This window comes from Terribacillus halophilus, from assembly GCF_900101385.1.
In the GTDB taxonomy this organism is placed as follows: Bacteria; Bacillota; Bacilli; order Bacillales; family Amphibacillaceae; genus Terribacillus; species Terribacillus halophilus.
Window position 1 is genome coordinate 527,594 of the sequence record NZ_FMZB01000001.1, and the last position, 16,737, is coordinate 544,330.

Below are 16,737 nucleotides of genomic sequence, written 5' to 3' on the forward strand. Positions count from 1 at the left end.
AGCAGCTTCTTACCGGAGGCTGCTTTTTCATTATATAAACTGGAGGAATGACAAAATGACAAATCAAGTATACAAAGCAGAAACACTAGCATTGCATGGCGGGCAAGCACCAGATCCGACGACAGGTTCAAGAGCGGTGCCACTTTACCAAACAACTTCTTACTTGTTCCATGATACAGATCACGCAGAGCGTCTATTCGCGCTGGATGAGCCAGGAAATATCTATTCCCGAATCGGCAACCCTACCGTGGATGTTTTGGAAAAACGGATTGCATTGCTGGAAGATGGTGTCGCAGCAGTCGGTGTTGCATCTGGCATGGCAGCAATCAGCTACAGCATTCTCAATCTGGCAGGCGCTGGAGATGAAATCGTGGCGGCAACCAACTTGTATGGAGGAACGTACAACCTTTTCCAAACAACACTTCCACGCTATGGAATCACTGTCAAATTCGTCGATCCAACTGATCCGGAAGCATTCCGTGCGGCAATCACAGATAAAACCAAAGCTGTTTTCGCGGAAATCATCGGAAATCCGAGTCTGCATGTACTCGACGTGGAAGCAGTGGCGGAGGTGGCGCATGATGCGGGAATTCCGCTCATTGTCGACAGTACGTTCGCTACACCAATTTTAAGCAAGCCAATAACACTTGGTGCGGATATTGTCGTCCACAGTGCGACAAAATGGATCGGCGGTCACGGTACTTCCATAGGTGGATTGATTGTTGACGGAGGCCGGTTTGATTGGAATTCACCGAAATTTCCGACTTTTACGGAGCCTGATCCAAGCTACAACGGTATCCGCTACGCATTCGATTTCGGTACACTTGCTTTCAGCACGAAACTGCGTGTCCAATTACTGCGCGATTTAGGTGCTGCACTTAGCCCATTCAATGCATGGCAGCTCATCCAAGGTTTGGAGACATTGCATTTGCGCGTGGAACGCCATGTACAAAATGCCGAAAAGTTGGCAAATTATCTAGAACAGCATCCAGCAGTCGATTGGGTTGCTTATCCGGGACTCAGCAGCCATCCTTCCTATGAAATCGGAAAAAGGGTGCTTCCTGCTGGTGCTGGTTCCATTGTCAACTTTGGTATCAAAGGCGGAAGGGAAGCGGGTGCTGCATTGATCAATAATGTTGCGCTTTGGTCGCATGTTGCCAATGTCGGTGATGCTAAATCATTGATCATCCATCCTGCATCCACTACACATTTGCAGCTAGATGCCGAAGGATTGGCAGCTACCGGAGTAAAAGAGGAATTGGTCCGGTTGTCTGTTGGAATCGAATCAGTCGATGATCTCATCCACGACTTGGATCGTGCATTGGAGAAGGCTACTGGAATCCGTTCGGAGTCACGAAAGATCGTCATCAATGATGAAGCTGTCATCCGGGAAGTGCTTGGCGGTGCAACGGATGCCCAGGGCCGTCAAAAGACAATAGCAGTAGTGGGACTGAGCAGCAAAGAGCAGCGTCCAAGCAACCGATTGGCTCGGAAAATGCAGCGGCTCGGCTACAAGATCATACCGGTAAACCCTGCTGAAACAACTGTTCTAGGAGAAAAAGCTTATCCGGACCTGAAAAGCGTACCAGAGAAAATCGATATCGCTCAGATTTTCCGCAGTCCGGAAGCAGCTGTAGAGCTGGCCAAGGAAGCAGCAGAGGTTCGTCCGGGAATATTCTGGCTGCAGGAAGGTGTCGTTTCTGAAGAAGCAGCTGCGATTACGCGTGAAGCGGGATTGGAAGTTGTCCATAACCGCTGCACCTATAAAGAAGCACAGCGACTGCGCGGAACGATCAGCACCTATGCATGTGAACTGGATGATAAAGGAGTAGCAATTGATGAATAAGATTCCCCTTATAGATAAAAGAAGTTTACTGGCTTTACTCAGTGTTTTTGTCATCGTCTTTCTCACTGCTTGCGGGAACTCAAGCAGTGCATCGGGCGATTTAAAACAGATTCGCTTGGATTATGCTTACTATTCCCCGGCCAGTTTGGTGATAAAAAATAAAGGGTGGGCAGAAGAAGCGTTCAAAGATCAAGACATTGAAGTCACTTGGACACTCAGCCAAGGAAGTAACAAGGCCCTTGAATTCCTTAATAGCAACAGCGTGGACTTTGGTTCCACAGCAGGAAGTGCTGCCTTGCTTGCCAAGGCGAATGGGAATCCGATCAAAGGTGTGTACTTGGCATCGAAGCCGGAATGGACGGCACTTGTTACAGCGAAAGATAGCGACATTAAAGATCCCGCTGATCTGAAAGGAAAGAAAGTAGCCGCCACTGTCGGTACTGATCCATATATTTTCCTCCAGCGTTCCCTGCAGGAAGCTGGTCTGGATGAACAAGATGTCGAAATCGTCAACTTGCAGCATGCCGATGGAGCAAGCGCCCTGCTTTCCGGCGATGTGGATGCATGGGCCGGTCTTGATCCCCACATGGCAAAGCTGGAGCTGGAAAATGACACGCAATTATTTTATCGGAACGAAGATTTCAACACATATAATTTCCTGAATGTTCGGGAAGAATTCGCTGAAAATCATCCCGAAGCTGTGAAGGAAGTCTTGAAACTTTATGACAAAGCAAGAGCATGGATTGAAGAAAATCCGGAAGAGACAGCTGAAATCGTTGCCAAAGAAGCAAATATCAGCCAGGAAGTAGCTGCAAAACAGCTGGAACGGAATGATTTCTCTGAAGCTGTACCAGGGGATACCCAGCGGGAGATCCTGCATTCATCGGGTGCTGTTCTGGAAAAAGCGAATCTATGGAAAGGCAACAAAGATGTAGCGGAAACGGTTGATAGTTATATCGAGCCGAAATTCGCGCAAGAACTTGGAGAGGAATGATGATTTATGTGGAAGAAATTACGGACACATCCTGTACTGCTCGGTTCATTGCTGCCGATTCTTTTACTGGCAGCGTGGGAAATCTTGAGCAGGGCAGGAGTCATTCCTGCCTATCAGCTACCTGCGCCTAGTGCCATTCTGTCAACGATCATTACTTATTTGCAGGACGGTACATTGCAGGATCATGTATTACTTACCGTTTACCGCCTATTCATTGGTTTCATCATCGGGACAGCCGCTGCTATCCTTTTGGGGACACTTGTAGGTTATTCCGAACTTGCAGAGCGATTTTTCGATCCGCTGATCCAAGCATTCCGTTCGATTCCATCTCTGGCATGGGTTCCTTTATTCATCCTTTGGATGGGGATCGGTGAAACATCGAAAGTGACATTGATCGCAGTTGGCGTATTCTTCCCTGTTTACTTGAATATCGTCGATGGTATCCGCGGCGTGGATCGTAAACTGATTGAAGTAGGCAGGATGTATGGACTGGACGGTGTAGCGCTTGTAAGAAGGATCATCCTTCCTGCATCATTGCCTTCATTCCTGACCGGTTTGCGGAGCGGTCTCGGACTGGGCTGGATGTTCGTTGTTGCGGCGGAAATCATGGGGGCCAGCCAAGGGCTCGGTTATCTGCTTATTTTAGGGCAGAACACATACGCCCCCGATGTGATTATTGCCAGTATTTTCCTGTTTGCCCTGCTTGGAAAATTGACGGATTGGGTGTTGAAGCTCATACAGAAGCGATCGCTTCATTGGCAGGATACAGCACTAGCGAAATGACAAGGGAGGAATCAGCATGACATTACAAGTGGTTCAGCTGGGGAGGCGCTTTGGGGAAAAGCAAGTTCTGCAGCAAGTGAATTTCTCGGTCGGAAAGGGAGAAATCGTCAGCCTGCTCGGTACAAGCGGCTGCGGAAAAAGTACAGTACTGCGGGCGCTGGCTGGTCTTGATCCGGATTATGAAGGAAATATCACCATAGCTTCCGACCAGCGTGTTGGGTTTATCTTTCAGGAGCCGCGGCTCTTGCCATGGAAAACGGTGTTAGCCAATGCCACTTTCGGCTTGAAGGGCGATCGGAAAGCCAATGAAGAAAAAGCTCGCCGTTATTTGGAGCTGGTCGGTCTGAAGGAAGCGGAAAAACTATATCCTCGTGAGCTTTCCGGAGGGATGGCGCAGCGAGCTGCCATCGCCCGTGCACTCGTCACGGAACCTGATATTCTACTGCTCGATGAACCGTTCAGTGCATTGGATGCATTTACAAAGATGCAGCTGCAGGAACTCCTTTTGAGGATTTGGGAAGAATTCGGCACGACGATCATCCTTGTGACGCATGATATCGACGAAGCCTTGTATTTGAGCGATCGTGTCTTGCTTTTGCAAGGAAGACCATCCACATTGGCAAAGGATTTGAAAATAGCGCTATCAAGACCGCGCTCCCGCGGCAGCGCAGCTCTTGGCAAATGGAAAGAAGACATACTAGATTTACTGGAAGGGAAGGAACAGACATATGACTACAGCCTTGTCACCAAAATCGGACAGAAAGCATAATCTGCCGAGCTATCAAGAGGCAGTGAACAGTCACGACTGGAAAGCGCTTGAAGGAGAACTGCTTGGCAGAAAAGATGGTAAATGCAACGCTTCCTACGAAGCTGTCGATCGCCATGTAGCAGAAGGTTATGGCGGAAAGACTGCATTGCATTATGTGAAGGACGGGGTGCTGGAATCCAGTTTGACATTTGGGGAACTGCAGCAAAAAGTCGAACATTATGCAAAAGTTCTTCGCTCACATGGTGTAACCAAAGGAGACCGCGTCTTCATCTTTCTTCCGAAGAATCCCGAATGCTATGTTGCCATCTTGGCTACGATCAGGATCGGTGCCATTGCGGGTCCGCTGTTCGAAGCGTTCATGGAAGATGCGGTACGGGATCGTATCAATGATTGCGGTGGCACCTTGCTTATCACAGATCAGGATTTGATCAAGCGGGTTCCTGCAAAGGATATCCCTTCCTTGCAAAAGATTCTATTAATAGAAGATATGAATGCAGCGCAGCCAGATTCGTCCATCTCAGGAGACGTGGAATGGGTTGACAAAGAAGATGGCCTGCTCATCCATTACACAAGCGGCTCGACTGGGAAGCCCAAGGGCGTTTTCCATGTCCATCGTTCTCTGATTCATCATGCTGTGTCAGGTAAATGGGTACTGGATATCCAAGATGATGATGTATATTGGTGCACATCCCATCCTGGCTGGGTCACAGGAAGTGTTTATGGTTTGTTCGCACCGTGGCTGAACAGGGCGACAATCGTCATCCAAGGCGGACGCTTCAAAGCAGAATCCTGGTATAAAATCATTGAAGATTTACAGGTGACGACACTGTACAGCGCGCCGACCGCTTTTCGTTTGCTGAAGGCAAAAGGCGATTTGTATAAAGACTATGATCTATCCAGCTTGCGCCATATCCTCAGTGTCGGAGAGCCGCTCAACCCTGATGTCATTACATGGGCTTGGGATAACTTGCAGCTGCGAATCCATGATACATGGTGGATGACGGAAACGGGCGGACATATAATTGTCAACCTGCCATCAGAACCTATTAAACCTGGTTCCATGGGCCGTGCATTCCCAGGTATCCAAGTTGGCATCCTGGATGAAGAAGGCAAAGAATTGCCACCCAATACGATTGGTCAGCTGGCCGTCAAGACTCCGTGGCCTGGTCTGATGCAGGATATTTGGGGCGATAGAGGAAAGTATGATAGTTACTTCGTCTATCCAGGATGGTATATCTCCGGGGACCTAGCATTGAAGGATGAAGATGGTTATGTCTTCTTCCAAGGACGCAATGATGACATGATCAATTCCTCCGGAGAGCGTATCGGACCTTTCGAAGTGGAAAGTAAGCTGATTGAGCACCCTGCTGTTGCAGAAGCCGGTGTAATCGGCAAACCGGATCCTGTGCGCGGAGAGATCGTCAAAGCATTCATCACGTTGCGGGATGGCTATGAGGAAACGCCAGAGCTGCTTGAATCATTGCGGTTATTCGTTCGTAAAAATCTGGCCGCGCATGCAGCACCGAGGGAAATAGAAGTAATGGCCGAGCTGCCGAAAACACAAATCAGCGGAAAAATCCTGCGCCGGGAATTGAAGCAGTGGGAATTGGAGAAAGAATTAGCATTAAAAACGCCTTCCGAATGAGGAAGGCGTTTTTAATGCGAAAATAACACGGACGGCTAGTACTGGATATAAAGTTTTGTGCTAACTCATGACATAGCTTGAAAAACTTTCAGGGCATTGCCGACAGCAAATGGAACATTTGGCGGCGGATGCATCAGGTATACAGAAGTACCTGTTAAAGGAATAGATAGCTTGTGTTCGGACAAACCTAAACGAAACGTTATAGGAGGTCATCACATGTTTTATCATGTCAAACAATTGCAATATAACGCCAAACCAACTCGTCCTGACCCAGTTTATGCAAAGAAACTGCAGGAAGTCTTAGGGGGTCAATTTGGTGAAATTTCGGTTATGATGCAGTATTTGTTCCAAGGCTGGAACTGCCGTGCCGAAGGGAAATACCGTGATATGCTCCTTGATATTGCAACAGAGGAAATTGCACATGTGGAGATGCTAGCAACCATGATTGCGCAGTTGCTTGATGGGGCGCCGGCTCATGATCAAGATGAAGCAGCGAAAGATCCTGTTGTAGAAGCTGTACTCGGAGGGATGAACCCACAGCATGCCATTGTGGGTGGCTTAGGGGCAAGAGCCGATGATAGCTCGGGTTATCCTTGGAATGCGCGATACATTATTTCTAGCGGTAACTTGCTGGCAGACTTCCGTGCCAATCTTAATGCTGAATCACAAGGACGGCTTCAGGTTTGCCGGCTTTATGAAATGACGACAGATCCTGGCGTAAGGGATATGCTTTCCTTCCTTATTGCAAGAGATACGATGCATCAGAATCAATGGATGGCAGCAATCGAAGATTTGGAATCCACTCAAGGTTCGATTGTACCGAGTACGTTCAATCAAGAGGCGGAGAAGCAGGAAGTATCTTATACGTTCATGAACTTTTCTGAGGGGGAAGAAAGCAAGAGTGGACGCTGGGCTAATGGATCATCTTTTGATGGACAAGCTACATTTGAATATGACGGTGCTCCGAAGCCGATGGGACAAATTCCTTTCCTGCAGCCTGGTCCTCCTTATCTCCATGGAACTGCGCCGGAGGAAATGCGCATTCAGCAAGGAAAAGGAAAAATGGAACCACCTGGCCAGTCTTAAAGGAGAAAGAAGGTATGATGCTGCGATGTCGTTTCATTATCCTTGGCTCTCTGACAGTTAATCTCACCAGTTACTTTGACGACTGGTGGGACACACTGTATTGTTTTGCGGGCTGATCACAATCCAATCTTTTTCTTTGTAGTGATTAAGAACGAATCAAAACGAGGTATGAAGCATGCCAGGCCTACTACGGATAATTTGTTCTTCTTGAAACGGATGGTACAATTTTTCCTTCTCATAATTAGCAGCAGGAATCCTTGCAAGTTCCAAAGCAAGGAGTATCCAGACTTCCATTTCATATTTTGAGGTGAACAAAGTGTTAAAAGAGCAACAGACAGCGATGCTGTCTGTTTTTATTTGCGCTGGAAATCATCAAATAGTGGACGAGGTCCCCTGTTGTTTGCCGCAGCAGCTAAGCGTACGCATCCTGAATCCTACTGTTTTGATATGCAATTTGCAAATCGACATGACGAGCATTGCTGTCCTGCATCAATTTTGGCTGATTGACAGTTGATGTTTCCCTTCAGTTCCAATAAAAGCTCTTGCTCTTGTTGGAATAGGATATCTGTTCCCTATTTTGAAATCTGCGCAAGTGTTTCTAAAAGAGTTTATTATTGCCACCATAATTGCCGATGAACTGAAGATTGGTTATAAACTCCCGGTAATCGGGGATTCGCAATTTTCTAGCCTCGTATCAACCTATGCCTATCAGGTTGTAAGCGCTGACACAAAAGGCGTGCGGAAACTTGTAAATTTCTTTAAAATTAATTTACGCAAAGCCCTTTACATTCTCAAAAAAAGGATTAATATAGAATGAGTTTGATTTTAACGAAAAGGAGAATGTCTGTTGGGTAACCATCCAACTTCTACATCTGAGCAAACGTTGTTTCGTATCTCTTGGCCACTGTTTATTGAATTGGCCCTTCATATGGGAATGGGTATCGTTGCTACACTGATGCTGAGTCATTACTCAGATTTAGCTGCTGCCGGAGTCGGCGTAGCCAATCAGTTGATTAGCATTTTTATTTTGGTTTTTAACGTCACGTCTATTGCCTCCATGATCATCATCGGCCAAAAGCTCGGTGCAGAGGATTTGGCTCAAGCCCGGCAGACAGCCCGGACAGCATTCGGTATGAACTTTTGGTTTGGATTGATCGTTTCTGCTGTCGTCGTATTGTTCGGTTCTGTATTTCTAAGTTTCTTTGATTTAAAAGGTGAGACGCTTGCATATGCGACTACCTTTGTAAAAATAAGTGGCGCATCATTGTTCCTGGAATCATTGTCTTTGACGCTTAGTGCGATCCTGCGCGCGAATGGCCGTACAAAAGTATCCATGGTCGTTGCAGTCTTAATGAACGTATTGAGTGTGATAGGTTATGTGGTAGCAATCTTTGGCTTGTTCGGTATGCCGGTCACTGGAGTTATCGGCGTATCTTGGACAATTGTGATCGCACGTATTTTTGCGGTTGTTGTATTGTTTTACTTTGTTTCCCGTTACTTGGCAATTCGTTTTACAGGAACGAATTTGATTAAGCTGCATGTCAAAGATATCAAGGACATCCTTGTCATCGGTGTTCCATCCGCAGCCGAGAACTTGTCCTATCAATATTCCCAGATTGTCATTACAGCAATCGTGGCGAATTTCGGGGATGCTTCACTGGCAGCGCGTGTATATATCAATAATATCTCCATGCTTTGCTATTTGTTCACATTGTCCATTGCCGAAGGTACCCAGCTGCTTGTGTCCCGCTACATCGGCGGCAAGCAGTTCGACAGGGCATTGAAGCGAGGTTTGCGAACATTGAAGATTGCCATGATCGCATCTTTCATTGTTTCCATGGGCTTTGCTTTGACAGGTGCACCAATTCTGCAAATGTTCACTGAGGATCCTGCTATTTTAGCAGTAGGTATCCCGATTCTTTGGGCGGTTGCATTCACAGAGCCTGGCCGGGCGATGAATATCGTCTTGATGAGTTCCCTTAAATCAGCGGGTGATGCAAAATTCCCGGCTATCATCGGTGTCATCAGCATGTGGGGTATCGCAGTACTCTTTAGCTATGCACTTGGTGTGTCTTTCGGTCTCGGGTTGCTTGGTGTCTGGATTGCAATGGGAATCGACGAATGGTTCCGCGGCATCTTTGCATACCGGAGATGGCGCTCACGTCCTTGGGAGAAGAAAGAACAGGCAGCGGTTCCGGAAACGGCACTCACTTAATTATAGAAGAAAGGCAGCGACGCAAGGTCGGTGCCTTTTTTTGTTATGAAAATGTTAAGTTAAATAAATATATGAATAAATTGTTTTTTTCGGTTGATTTAAGTTGAATGTAGAGGGGCTTACTGTTATGATAATCGTGCAAGAGGAATTTTTTTTATAGCAAGTGGGACAATATATGACATACTGGGACGTTTTTGACCCATTAAGCTTTATGAAGAAGGGGTATGTTATGCGATCGGTAATAGATCTACAAAAAAAGCTTTTCCCGGATGTCCTGGCAATTATGCAGCGAAGATACGGCATCCTGCAATTTGTCAAGACAATGGGGCCGCTGGGACGTCGCACACTTGCTGAAAACATGAATCTTGCAGAACGAGTCGTCAGAGGTGAAATCGACTTCCTTCAGAACCAAGGATTGATCTATATCACGACAAAAGGGGTACAGATTACCGAGGAAGGATTGGAAGTTCACGAGCAATTGGAAGCATTTATGCTCGAAGCCTCTGAAATAGGTGTTTTGGAACAGCGTGTCCGGGAAACACTAGGAATAGATAATTGTATTGTCGTCCCCGGTAATAGTGATACCCAGGATTGGGTAAAACAAGAGATGGGAAAACGGTGCGCCCAGCTTCTGGAAGGTATGCTGCATCCGAACTATACGGTTGCAGTGACGGGAGGCACCACGATGGCAGCGCTGGCAGCAGCGATGCCGCCGATTCATACAGCGGAGAATGTCATGTTCGTGCCTGCACGCGGCGGTATTGGCGAGCAGGTGGAAAATGAAGCGAATACGATTTGTGCGGCGATGGCAAAACGCGCCAGAAGCCAGTACCGTTTGCTGTATGTTCCTGATCCTATCGGGGAAGAATCTTATCAGACGATTATCGAAGAGCCTTCCGTCAAGGAAGTCCTGTCCATCATCAACCGTTCGAATGTGGTCATTCACGGTATCGGTGACGCCATGACGATGGCAAAACGGAGACGGACGCCTGCACCACTTGTAGCGAAAATCAAAAGCGGTGTCGCAGTAAGTGAGGCATTTGGTTATTACTTCGATGCTGAGGGGAATGTAGTCCACCGTGTACGGACGGTAGGATTACAGCTTGAGGACTTGGATAAAGCAGAACATGTAATAGCTATTGCAGGCGGTGCCTCGAAAGCTCGTGCGATCGCCTCATACTTCAAACTGGGACAAAACAATATCCTGGTGACGGATGAGGCGGCAGCGAACCAGTTAATAAAGGGGTATTAAACCCTTTAATCATTCAGTTATTACAAGGAGGAAATTTTCATGACAGTAAAAATTGGTATTAACGGTTTTGGACGTATTGGACGTAACGTATTCCGTCAAGCGCTAGCTAACAAAGAAGCAGAGGTAGTTGCAATCAACGACCTTACTGATGCGAATATGCTTGCCCATTTGTTAAAGTATGATTCTGTACACGGTGTCCTTGATGCAGAAGTATCTGTAAACGGCACTAACCTAGTTGTAGACGGCAGAGAGATCAAAGTTCTTTCTGAGCGCGATCCTGCTAACCTTGGCTGGGGAGATCTTGGTGTAGAAGTAGTAGTTGAATCTACTGGTATTTTCACAAATGGTGAAGATGCGAAGAAACACGTTGAAGCAGGAGCGAAAAAAGTTATCATCTCTGCACCAGCTAAAGGCGAAGACCTTACTGTCGTAATGGGCGTTAACGAAAACAGCTACGACCCATCTGAGCACACTGTGCTTTCCAACGCTTCTTGTACTACTAACTGCTTGGCTCCGGTTGCAAAAGTACTTCATGACAAATTCGGACTTAAACGCGGTCTAGTGACAACAGTACACGCGTATACAAACGATCAGCAAATCCTTGATTTGCCGCATAAAGATTACCGTCGTGCGCGTGCAGCAGCGGAAAACATCATCCCTACAACTACAGGTGCTGCGAAAGCAGTTTCTCTAGTATTGCCTGAACTTAAAGGTAAATTGAACGGTATGGCAATGCGTGTACCAGTTAAAGATGCTTCCCTTATCGACTTGGTTGCTGAATTCGACCAAAACGTAACTGCTGAGCAAGTGAACGCTGCTTTGAAAGAAGCTGCTGAAGGCGAACTTAGCCACGTTCTTGGTTACAGCGAAGAGCCACTTGTTTCTTCCGACTACATCGGAAACACAAACTCTTCCACAGTAGATGCACTTTCTACAATGGTATTGGAAGATAACATGGTGAAAGTTGTTTCTTGGTACGATAACGAAATGGGTTACTCCACTCGTTGCGTAGACTTGGCTGTATTCTTGAAAAGCAAAGGCATCTAATTTGTAAATAAGCAATGGTAGAAAGGGAGGGAGGATCACCTCCCTCCCTTTTGGCCTATGCCTGTTCCCATGTGCATTTATATGTAAAGCGGAGGAAACCGACTCTGGTTTCAGTAGCTTGATCTAACTAAAAGCGGAAAGTACCGCGGGGTTCTGGTGCTAGCCCAGAGCCGATAGTTAGTACATCAACGTAAGGAACAGAATCGGCCGATGCGAATTAGAGGGAACAGATACATAGGTAACAAGTATTCGAGGAGGCGTAGATATGAATAAGAAATCAATCCGCGATATCGACGTAGCCGGCAAGAAGGTATTCTGCCGAGTGGATTTCAACGTACCAATGGAAAATGGCACCGTAACCGATGATACACGGATCAAGGCTGCCCTTCCGACAATCAAGCATCTTGTTGATCAAGGTGCGAAAGTGATCCTGGCAAGCCACCTAGGCCGTCCAAAAGGTGAAGTGAAGGATGACTTGCGTTTGGATCCTGTGGCACAGCGTTTGAGCGACTTGCTTGATAAAGAAGTTGCAAAAGTAGATCAAGTGCATGGCGAAGAAGTGAGCCAAGCAGTAGCTCAGCTTGCTGATGGTGATGTACTTCTTATTGAGAACGTGCGTTTTGAGCCAGGCGAAGAAAAGAATGATCCGGAATTGGCGAAAGCTTTTGCTTCTTTGGCGGATGTCTATGTGAATGATGCTTTCGGTGCAGCACACCGTGCGCATGCTTCGACTGCAGGTATTGCTGAGCATCTTCCAGCGGTTGCAGGTCTTTTGCTTGAACGTGAATTGGAAGTACTCGGTAAAGCGTTGTCTGAACCAGAGCGTCCGTTCACAGCAATCATCGGCGGAGCAAAAGTAAAAGACAAAATCGGTGTCATCGATCACTTGCTCGACAAAGTGGATAACTTGATCATCGGCGGCGGTCTTGCTTATACCTTCATCAAAGCACGTGGTTTCGAAATCGGAAAATCCTTACTGGAAGAAGATAAGATCGAATTGGCGAAGGAATTCATGCAGAAGGCAAAAGACAAAGGCGTTAACATGGTGATGCCTGTCGATGTCATCGTAGCAGATGACTTCTCCGAAGATGCCAACAAGCGTGAAGTCAGCATCGAAGAAATCCCGGCAGATTGGGAAGCGCTCGATATCGGACCGAAAACACGCGAGAAATACAAGCAGATCGTTCAAGATTCCAAATTGATCATCTGGAACGGACCAATGGGGGTATTCGAGCTTAACGCATTCTCCGGCGGTACAAAAGCAGTCGGTGAGGCATTAGCTGAAGGAGAAGGATTCTCCATCATCGGCGGTGGCGATTCTGCTGCTGCGGTAGAGAAATTCGACCTAGCGGACAAAATGGATCACATCTCCACAGGCGGCGGTGCAAGCCTTGAATTTATGGAAGGGAAAGAACTTCCTGGCGTAGCTGCATTAGACGATAAATAAAAAGACGAAGGGATGGGAAACAATGCGTAAAAACGTAATCGCAGGAAACTGGAAAATGAACAAAACAATTTCCGAAGCAAAAGAATTCATCGAAGCGACAAAAGCGAAGATTCCATCCAGTGATAAAGTGGAAGCAATCGTTTGTTCACCAGCCTTGTACTTGACAGAATTGGTGAAGCAAACAGAGGGCACTGATCTTAAAATCGCTGCTCAAACGATGCACTATGAAGAAAGTGGCGCTTTCACTGGTGAAATCAGCCCGACAGCGCTGAAAAGCATCGGTGTGGAATATGCGGTAATCGGCCACTCCGAGCGTCGTGAGTACTACAATGAAACAGACGAGTCTGTAAACAAAAAGACACATGCGGCATTGCAGCATGATATCACTCCGATCGTCTGCATCGGTGAAACGCTTGAAGAGCGCGAAGCTGATAAAACGAACGAAGTAGTCGGCGGCCAAGTCGAAAAAGCTTTGGAAGGTCTATCTGCTGAACAAGTAGCAAAAGTCATCCTTGCTTATGAGCCTGTATGGGCTATCGGTACTGGCAAAACTGCCACAGCACAGCAAGCGAATGAAGTCTGCACCTTCATCCGCAATGTTGTGAGTGAGAAAGTTTCCGCTGAAGCAGCTGACGCTGTACGCATCCAATACGGGGGAAGCGTAAAGCCAGCTAACGTGGATGAACTTCTTTCTGAATCCGATATCGACGGCGCATTAGTCGGCGGTGCAAGCCTGGAAGCTGATTCCTTCCTAGCGCTTGTGGAGGCTGGTGCAAAATGAGTCAGGACAAACTAGCTGCCCTTATTATCCTTGATGGATTCGGTATCCGCGATGAAGAAAAGGGTAATGCAGTGAAACATGCCAAAAAGCCGAACTTCGACCGTTATTGGAACAAGTATCCGCACAACGAACTTACTGCTAGCGGAGAGGCTGTTGGCTTGCCTGAAGGCCAGATGGGGAATTCCGAGGTAGGTCACTTGAATATCGGTGCCGGACGCATCGTATACCAAAGTCTTACTCGTGTGAATAAATCCATCAAAGAAGGCGATTTCTATGAAAACGAAGTGCTTGTGAATGCAGTCGAACATGCGAAAAAGAACGATAAGAGTCTGCACCTCTTCGGTCTTTTGTCCAACGGCGGTGTACACAGTCACATTGAGCATATGTTTGCTCTTCTAGAGCTTGCCAAGAAGCATGGATTGGAGAAAGTGTACATCCATGGCTTCCTTGACGGCCGTGATGTCGGTCAGAAAAGCGCGAAAGAATTCATTGACCAGACAGAAGCGAAAATCAAGGAAGTCGGCGTCGGTAAGATTGCAACACTTACTGGACGCTATTACTCCATGGACCGCGACAAACGCTGGGATCGTGTGAAAAAAGCGTATGATGCCATGGTTTATGGCGAAGGTCCTGCGTATAAGAGCCCTTATGACGTCATTGAAGATTCCTATAAAAATGAAATCTATGACGAATTCGTGCTTCCATCTGTCATCACAGAGGAAAACGGGGAACCGGTAGCGAAAATACAGGATGATGATGCCATCATCTTCTATAACTTCCGTCCGGACCGTGCTATCCAGATTTCACGCACATTCGCAAACAAAGACTTCCGTGACTTTGATAGAGGCGAACACCCGCCTGTTATCGATCAGTTTGTCTGCATGACGAATTTCAGTGAGACAGTGGACGGCGACGTAGCGTACAAGCCGGTCAACTTGGATAACACAATCGGGGAAGTGCTATCCCAAAACAACATCAAACAGCTGCGTATTGCCGAAACAGAGAAGTTCCCGCATGTGACATTCTTCATGAGCGGCGGACGCGAAGAGAAGTTCCCTGGTGAAGATCGTATCCTGATCGACAGCCCGAAAGTTGCGACATACGATCTGAAACCTGAAATGAGTGCATATGAAGTGACGGACGCGTTACTTGATGACTTGGATCAGGACAAACACCAAGCGATCATTCTGAACTTCGCCAATCCGGACATGGTTGGTCACTCTGGCATGCTGGAGCCGACTGTGAAAGCGATCGAAGCAGTTGACGAATGCCTCGGCAAAATCGTCGACAAAATCATGGAAAAAGGCGGTCATGCCATCATCACGGCTGACCATGGCAACTCCGATGAAGTAGTCACATTGGAAGATAAACCGATGACTGCCCATACAACGAATCCGGTTCCGGTAATCGTGACAAAAGAAGGCGTCGAGCTCCGCAGCGGCGGTATCCTTGCCGACTTGTCACCGACACTATTGGATCTATTGGATGTCGAGAAGCCAGAAGAAATGACAGGCTCAAGCCTGATCAAAAAATAAGAGGAGAGAATAAATAATGCCATACATTACTGACGTATATGCACGCGAAGTCCTTGACTCCCGCGGTAACCCTACAGTAGAAGTAGAAGTCCTGACAGAATCCGGTGCTTTCGGTTCTGCAATCGTACCAAGTGGTGCTTCCACTGGTGAATACGAAGCAGTTGAGCTTCGTGACGGCGATAAAGATCGTTACCTTGGCAAAGGTGTTCAAACAGCAGTTGCTAACGTAAACGAAAAAATCGCTCCAGAATTGATCGGTTTCGATGTTACACGCCAAGTGATCATCGACCAGCTTTTGATCGAACTTGATGGTACAGAAAACAAAGGTAAATTCGGTGCCAATGCAATCCTTGGTGTTTCCATGGCCGTTGCTCATGCAGCAGCAGATCACCTTGGTGTACCGCTTTACACATATCTTGGCGGATTCAACTCCAAAACACTTCCAACACCAATGATGAACATCCTAAACGGTGGGGAGCATGCGGATAACAACGTTGATATCCAGGAATTCATGATCATGCCTGTAGGAGCGCCTACATTCAAAGAAGCACTTCGCATGGGTGCGGAAATCTTCCACAGCCTGAAGAAAGTTCTTCAGTCCAAAGGCTTGAACACTGGTGTAGGTGATGAAGGTGGTTTCGCACCGAACCTTTCTTCCAACGAAGAAGCACTTGAAACGATCGTAGAAGCAATTAAAGCTGCTGGTTACAAACCAGGCGAAGAAGTGAAACTTGCAATGGACGTTGCATCTTCTGAGTTCTACGAAGATGGCAAGTACAACCTAAAAGGGGAAGGCGTTGTCCGTACTTCCGAAGAAATGGTTGCTTGGTATGAAGAAATGACTAGCAAATACCCAATCATCTCTATTGAAGATGGTTTGGATGAAAACGACTGGGAAGGTCACAAACTGTTGACTGACCGTATCGGCGACAAAGTACAGCTTGTTGGTGATGACCTATTCGTTACAAACACAAAACGTTTGAAACAAGGTATCGAGCAAGGCGTTGGTAACTCCATCCTTGTAAAAGTAAACCAAATCGGTACACTTACTGAAACATTCGACGCTATCGAAATGGCGAAACGCGCTGGCTACACTGCTGTGATCTCTCACCGTTCTGGTGAATCCGAAGATGCAACAATCGCTGACATCGCTGTAGCGACTAACGCAGGCCAAATCAAAACTGGTGCACCATCCCGTACAGACCGTGTTGCGAAATACAACCAACTTCTTCGTATCGAAGACGAGTTGAAAGCATCCGGTATCTACGGCGGCCTTGCATCTTTCTACAACTTGAATAAATAAGTATACTAGAGGATGAGCGACTTTGAGCTCATCC

At 47.0% G+C, this 16,737-nt stretch carries 13 protein-coding genes; all 13 read left to right on the top strand.

Going from position 1 to position 16,737, the window contains the following annotated elements; translation table 11 throughout:
- Positions 1–55 precede the first annotated feature (55 nt).
- Positions 56–1,846, top strand: a complete 1,791-nt coding sequence (locus tag BLQ53_RS02485; RefSeq protein ID WP_093725647.1) for a PLP-dependent aspartate aminotransferase family protein — start codon at positions 56–58, stop codon at positions 1,844–1,846.
- Entirely contained in the window at positions 1,839–2,840 is a 1,002-nt protein-coding gene (locus BLQ53_RS02490; RefSeq protein ID WP_093725649.1) for an aliphatic sulfonate ABC transporter substrate-binding protein, read from the top strand. The genes BLQ53_RS02485 and BLQ53_RS02490 overlap by 8 nt, the downstream gene beginning before the upstream one ends.
- Before the next feature lie 6 nt (positions 2,841–2,846).
- Positions 2,847–3,623, top strand: coding sequence for an ABC transporter permease (locus tag BLQ53_RS02495; RefSeq protein WP_093725651.1), 777 nt, complete (start codon positions 2,847–2,849; stop codon positions 3,621–3,623).
- A gap of 16 nt (positions 3,624–3,639) precedes the next feature.
- Positions 3,640–4,392, top strand: a complete 753-nt coding sequence (locus BLQ53_RS02500; protein WP_093725653.1) for an ABC transporter ATP-binding protein — start codon at positions 3,640–3,642, stop codon at positions 4,390–4,392.
- A complete protein-coding gene (gene acsA / locus BLQ53_RS02505) occupies positions 4,352–6,037 on the top strand; it encodes an acetate--CoA ligase (protein ID WP_093725655.1) in 1,686 nt (561 codons plus the stop codon). The genes BLQ53_RS02500 and acsA overlap by 41 nt, the downstream gene beginning before the upstream one ends.
- 216 nt (positions 6,038–6,253) lie before the next feature.
- On the top strand, positions 6,254–7,123 hold the full coding sequence (locus BLQ53_RS02510; protein ID WP_093725657.1) for a manganese catalase: 870 nt from the start codon (positions 6,254–6,256) through the stop codon (positions 7,121–7,123).
- A gap of 847 nt (positions 7,124–7,970) precedes the next feature.
- A complete protein-coding gene (locus BLQ53_RS02520) occupies positions 7,971–9,338 on the top strand; it encodes an MATE family efflux transporter (RefSeq protein WP_244499214.1) in 1,368 nt (455 codons plus the stop codon).
- 229 nt (positions 9,339–9,567) lie between these two features.
- Positions 9,568–10,590: a sugar-binding transcriptional regulator gene (locus BLQ53_RS02525; RefSeq protein ID WP_093725661.1), complete on the top strand. Its 1,023-nt coding sequence runs from the start codon at positions 9,568–9,570 to the stop codon at positions 10,588–10,590.
- A gap of 39 nt (positions 10,591–10,629) precedes the next feature.
- Positions 10,630–11,637 (top strand): type I glyceraldehyde-3-phosphate dehydrogenase, encoded by a 1,008-nt coding sequence (gap, locus tag BLQ53_RS02530; RefSeq protein WP_093725663.1) that lies wholly within the window; start codon positions 10,630–10,632, stop codon positions 11,635–11,637.
- Between the two features lie 265 nt (positions 11,638–11,902).
- A complete protein-coding gene (locus tag BLQ53_RS02535) occupies positions 11,903–13,084 on the top strand; it encodes a phosphoglycerate kinase (RefSeq protein WP_093725665.1) in 1,182 nt (393 codons plus the stop codon).
- Positions 13,085–13,106: 22 nt separating this feature from the next.
- Positions 13,107–13,865, top strand: coding sequence for a triose-phosphate isomerase (gene tpiA / locus BLQ53_RS02540; RefSeq protein ID WP_093725667.1), 759 nt, complete (start codon positions 13,107–13,109; stop codon positions 13,863–13,865).
- Complete coding sequence (gene gpmI / locus BLQ53_RS02545; protein ID WP_093725669.1) at positions 13,862–15,400, top strand: 2,3-bisphosphoglycerate-independent phosphoglycerate mutase; 1,539 nt, start codon at positions 13,862–13,864, stop codon at positions 15,398–15,400. Before tpiA ends, gpmI begins: the two co-directional genes overlap by 4 nt.
- A 16-nt stretch (positions 15,401–15,416) precedes the next feature.
- The gene (gene eno / locus BLQ53_RS02550) at positions 15,417–16,703 is read left to right on the top strand and encodes a phosphopyruvate hydratase (RefSeq protein ID WP_093725671.1); all 1,287 of its coding nucleotides are present in this window, start codon (positions 15,417–15,419) and stop codon (positions 16,701–16,703) included.
- Positions 16,704–16,737 lie beyond the last annotated feature (34 nt).

Coding starts and splice junctions, on each gene's coding strand:
- BLQ53_RS02485 (WP_093725647.1), top strand. CDS start 56: ATGACAAATCAAGTATACAAAGCAGAAACACTAGCATTGCATGGCGGG.
- BLQ53_RS02490 (WP_093725649.1), top strand. CDS start 1,839: ATGAATAAGATTCCCCTTATAGATAAAAGAAGTTTACTGGCTTTACTC.
- BLQ53_RS02495 (WP_093725651.1), top strand. CDS start 2,847: ATGTGGAAGAAATTACGGACACATCCTGTACTGCTCGGTTCATTGCTG.
- BLQ53_RS02500 (WP_093725653.1), top strand. CDS start 3,640: ATGACATTACAAGTGGTTCAGCTGGGGAGGCGCTTTGGGGAAAAGCAA.
- acsA (WP_093725655.1), top strand. CDS start 4,352: ATGACTACAGCCTTGTCACCAAAATCGGACAGAAAGCATAATCTGCCG.
- BLQ53_RS02510 (WP_093725657.1), top strand. CDS start 6,254: ATGTTTTATCATGTCAAACAATTGCAATATAACGCCAAACCAACTCGT.
- BLQ53_RS02525 (WP_093725661.1), top strand. CDS start 9,568: ATGCGATCGGTAATAGATCTACAAAAAAAGCTTTTCCCGGATGTCCTG.
- gap (WP_093725663.1), top strand. CDS start 10,630: ATGACAGTAAAAATTGGTATTAACGGTTTTGGACGTATTGGACGTAAC.
- BLQ53_RS02535 (WP_093725665.1), top strand. CDS start 11,903: ATGAATAAGAAATCAATCCGCGATATCGACGTAGCCGGCAAGAAGGTA.
- tpiA (WP_093725667.1), top strand. CDS start 13,107: ATGCGTAAAAACGTAATCGCAGGAAACTGGAAAATGAACAAAACAATT.
- gpmI (WP_093725669.1), top strand. CDS start 13,862: ATGAGTCAGGACAAACTAGCTGCCCTTATTATCCTTGATGGATTCGGT.
- eno (WP_093725671.1), top strand. CDS start 15,417: ATGCCATACATTACTGACGTATATGCACGCGAAGTCCTTGACTCCCGC.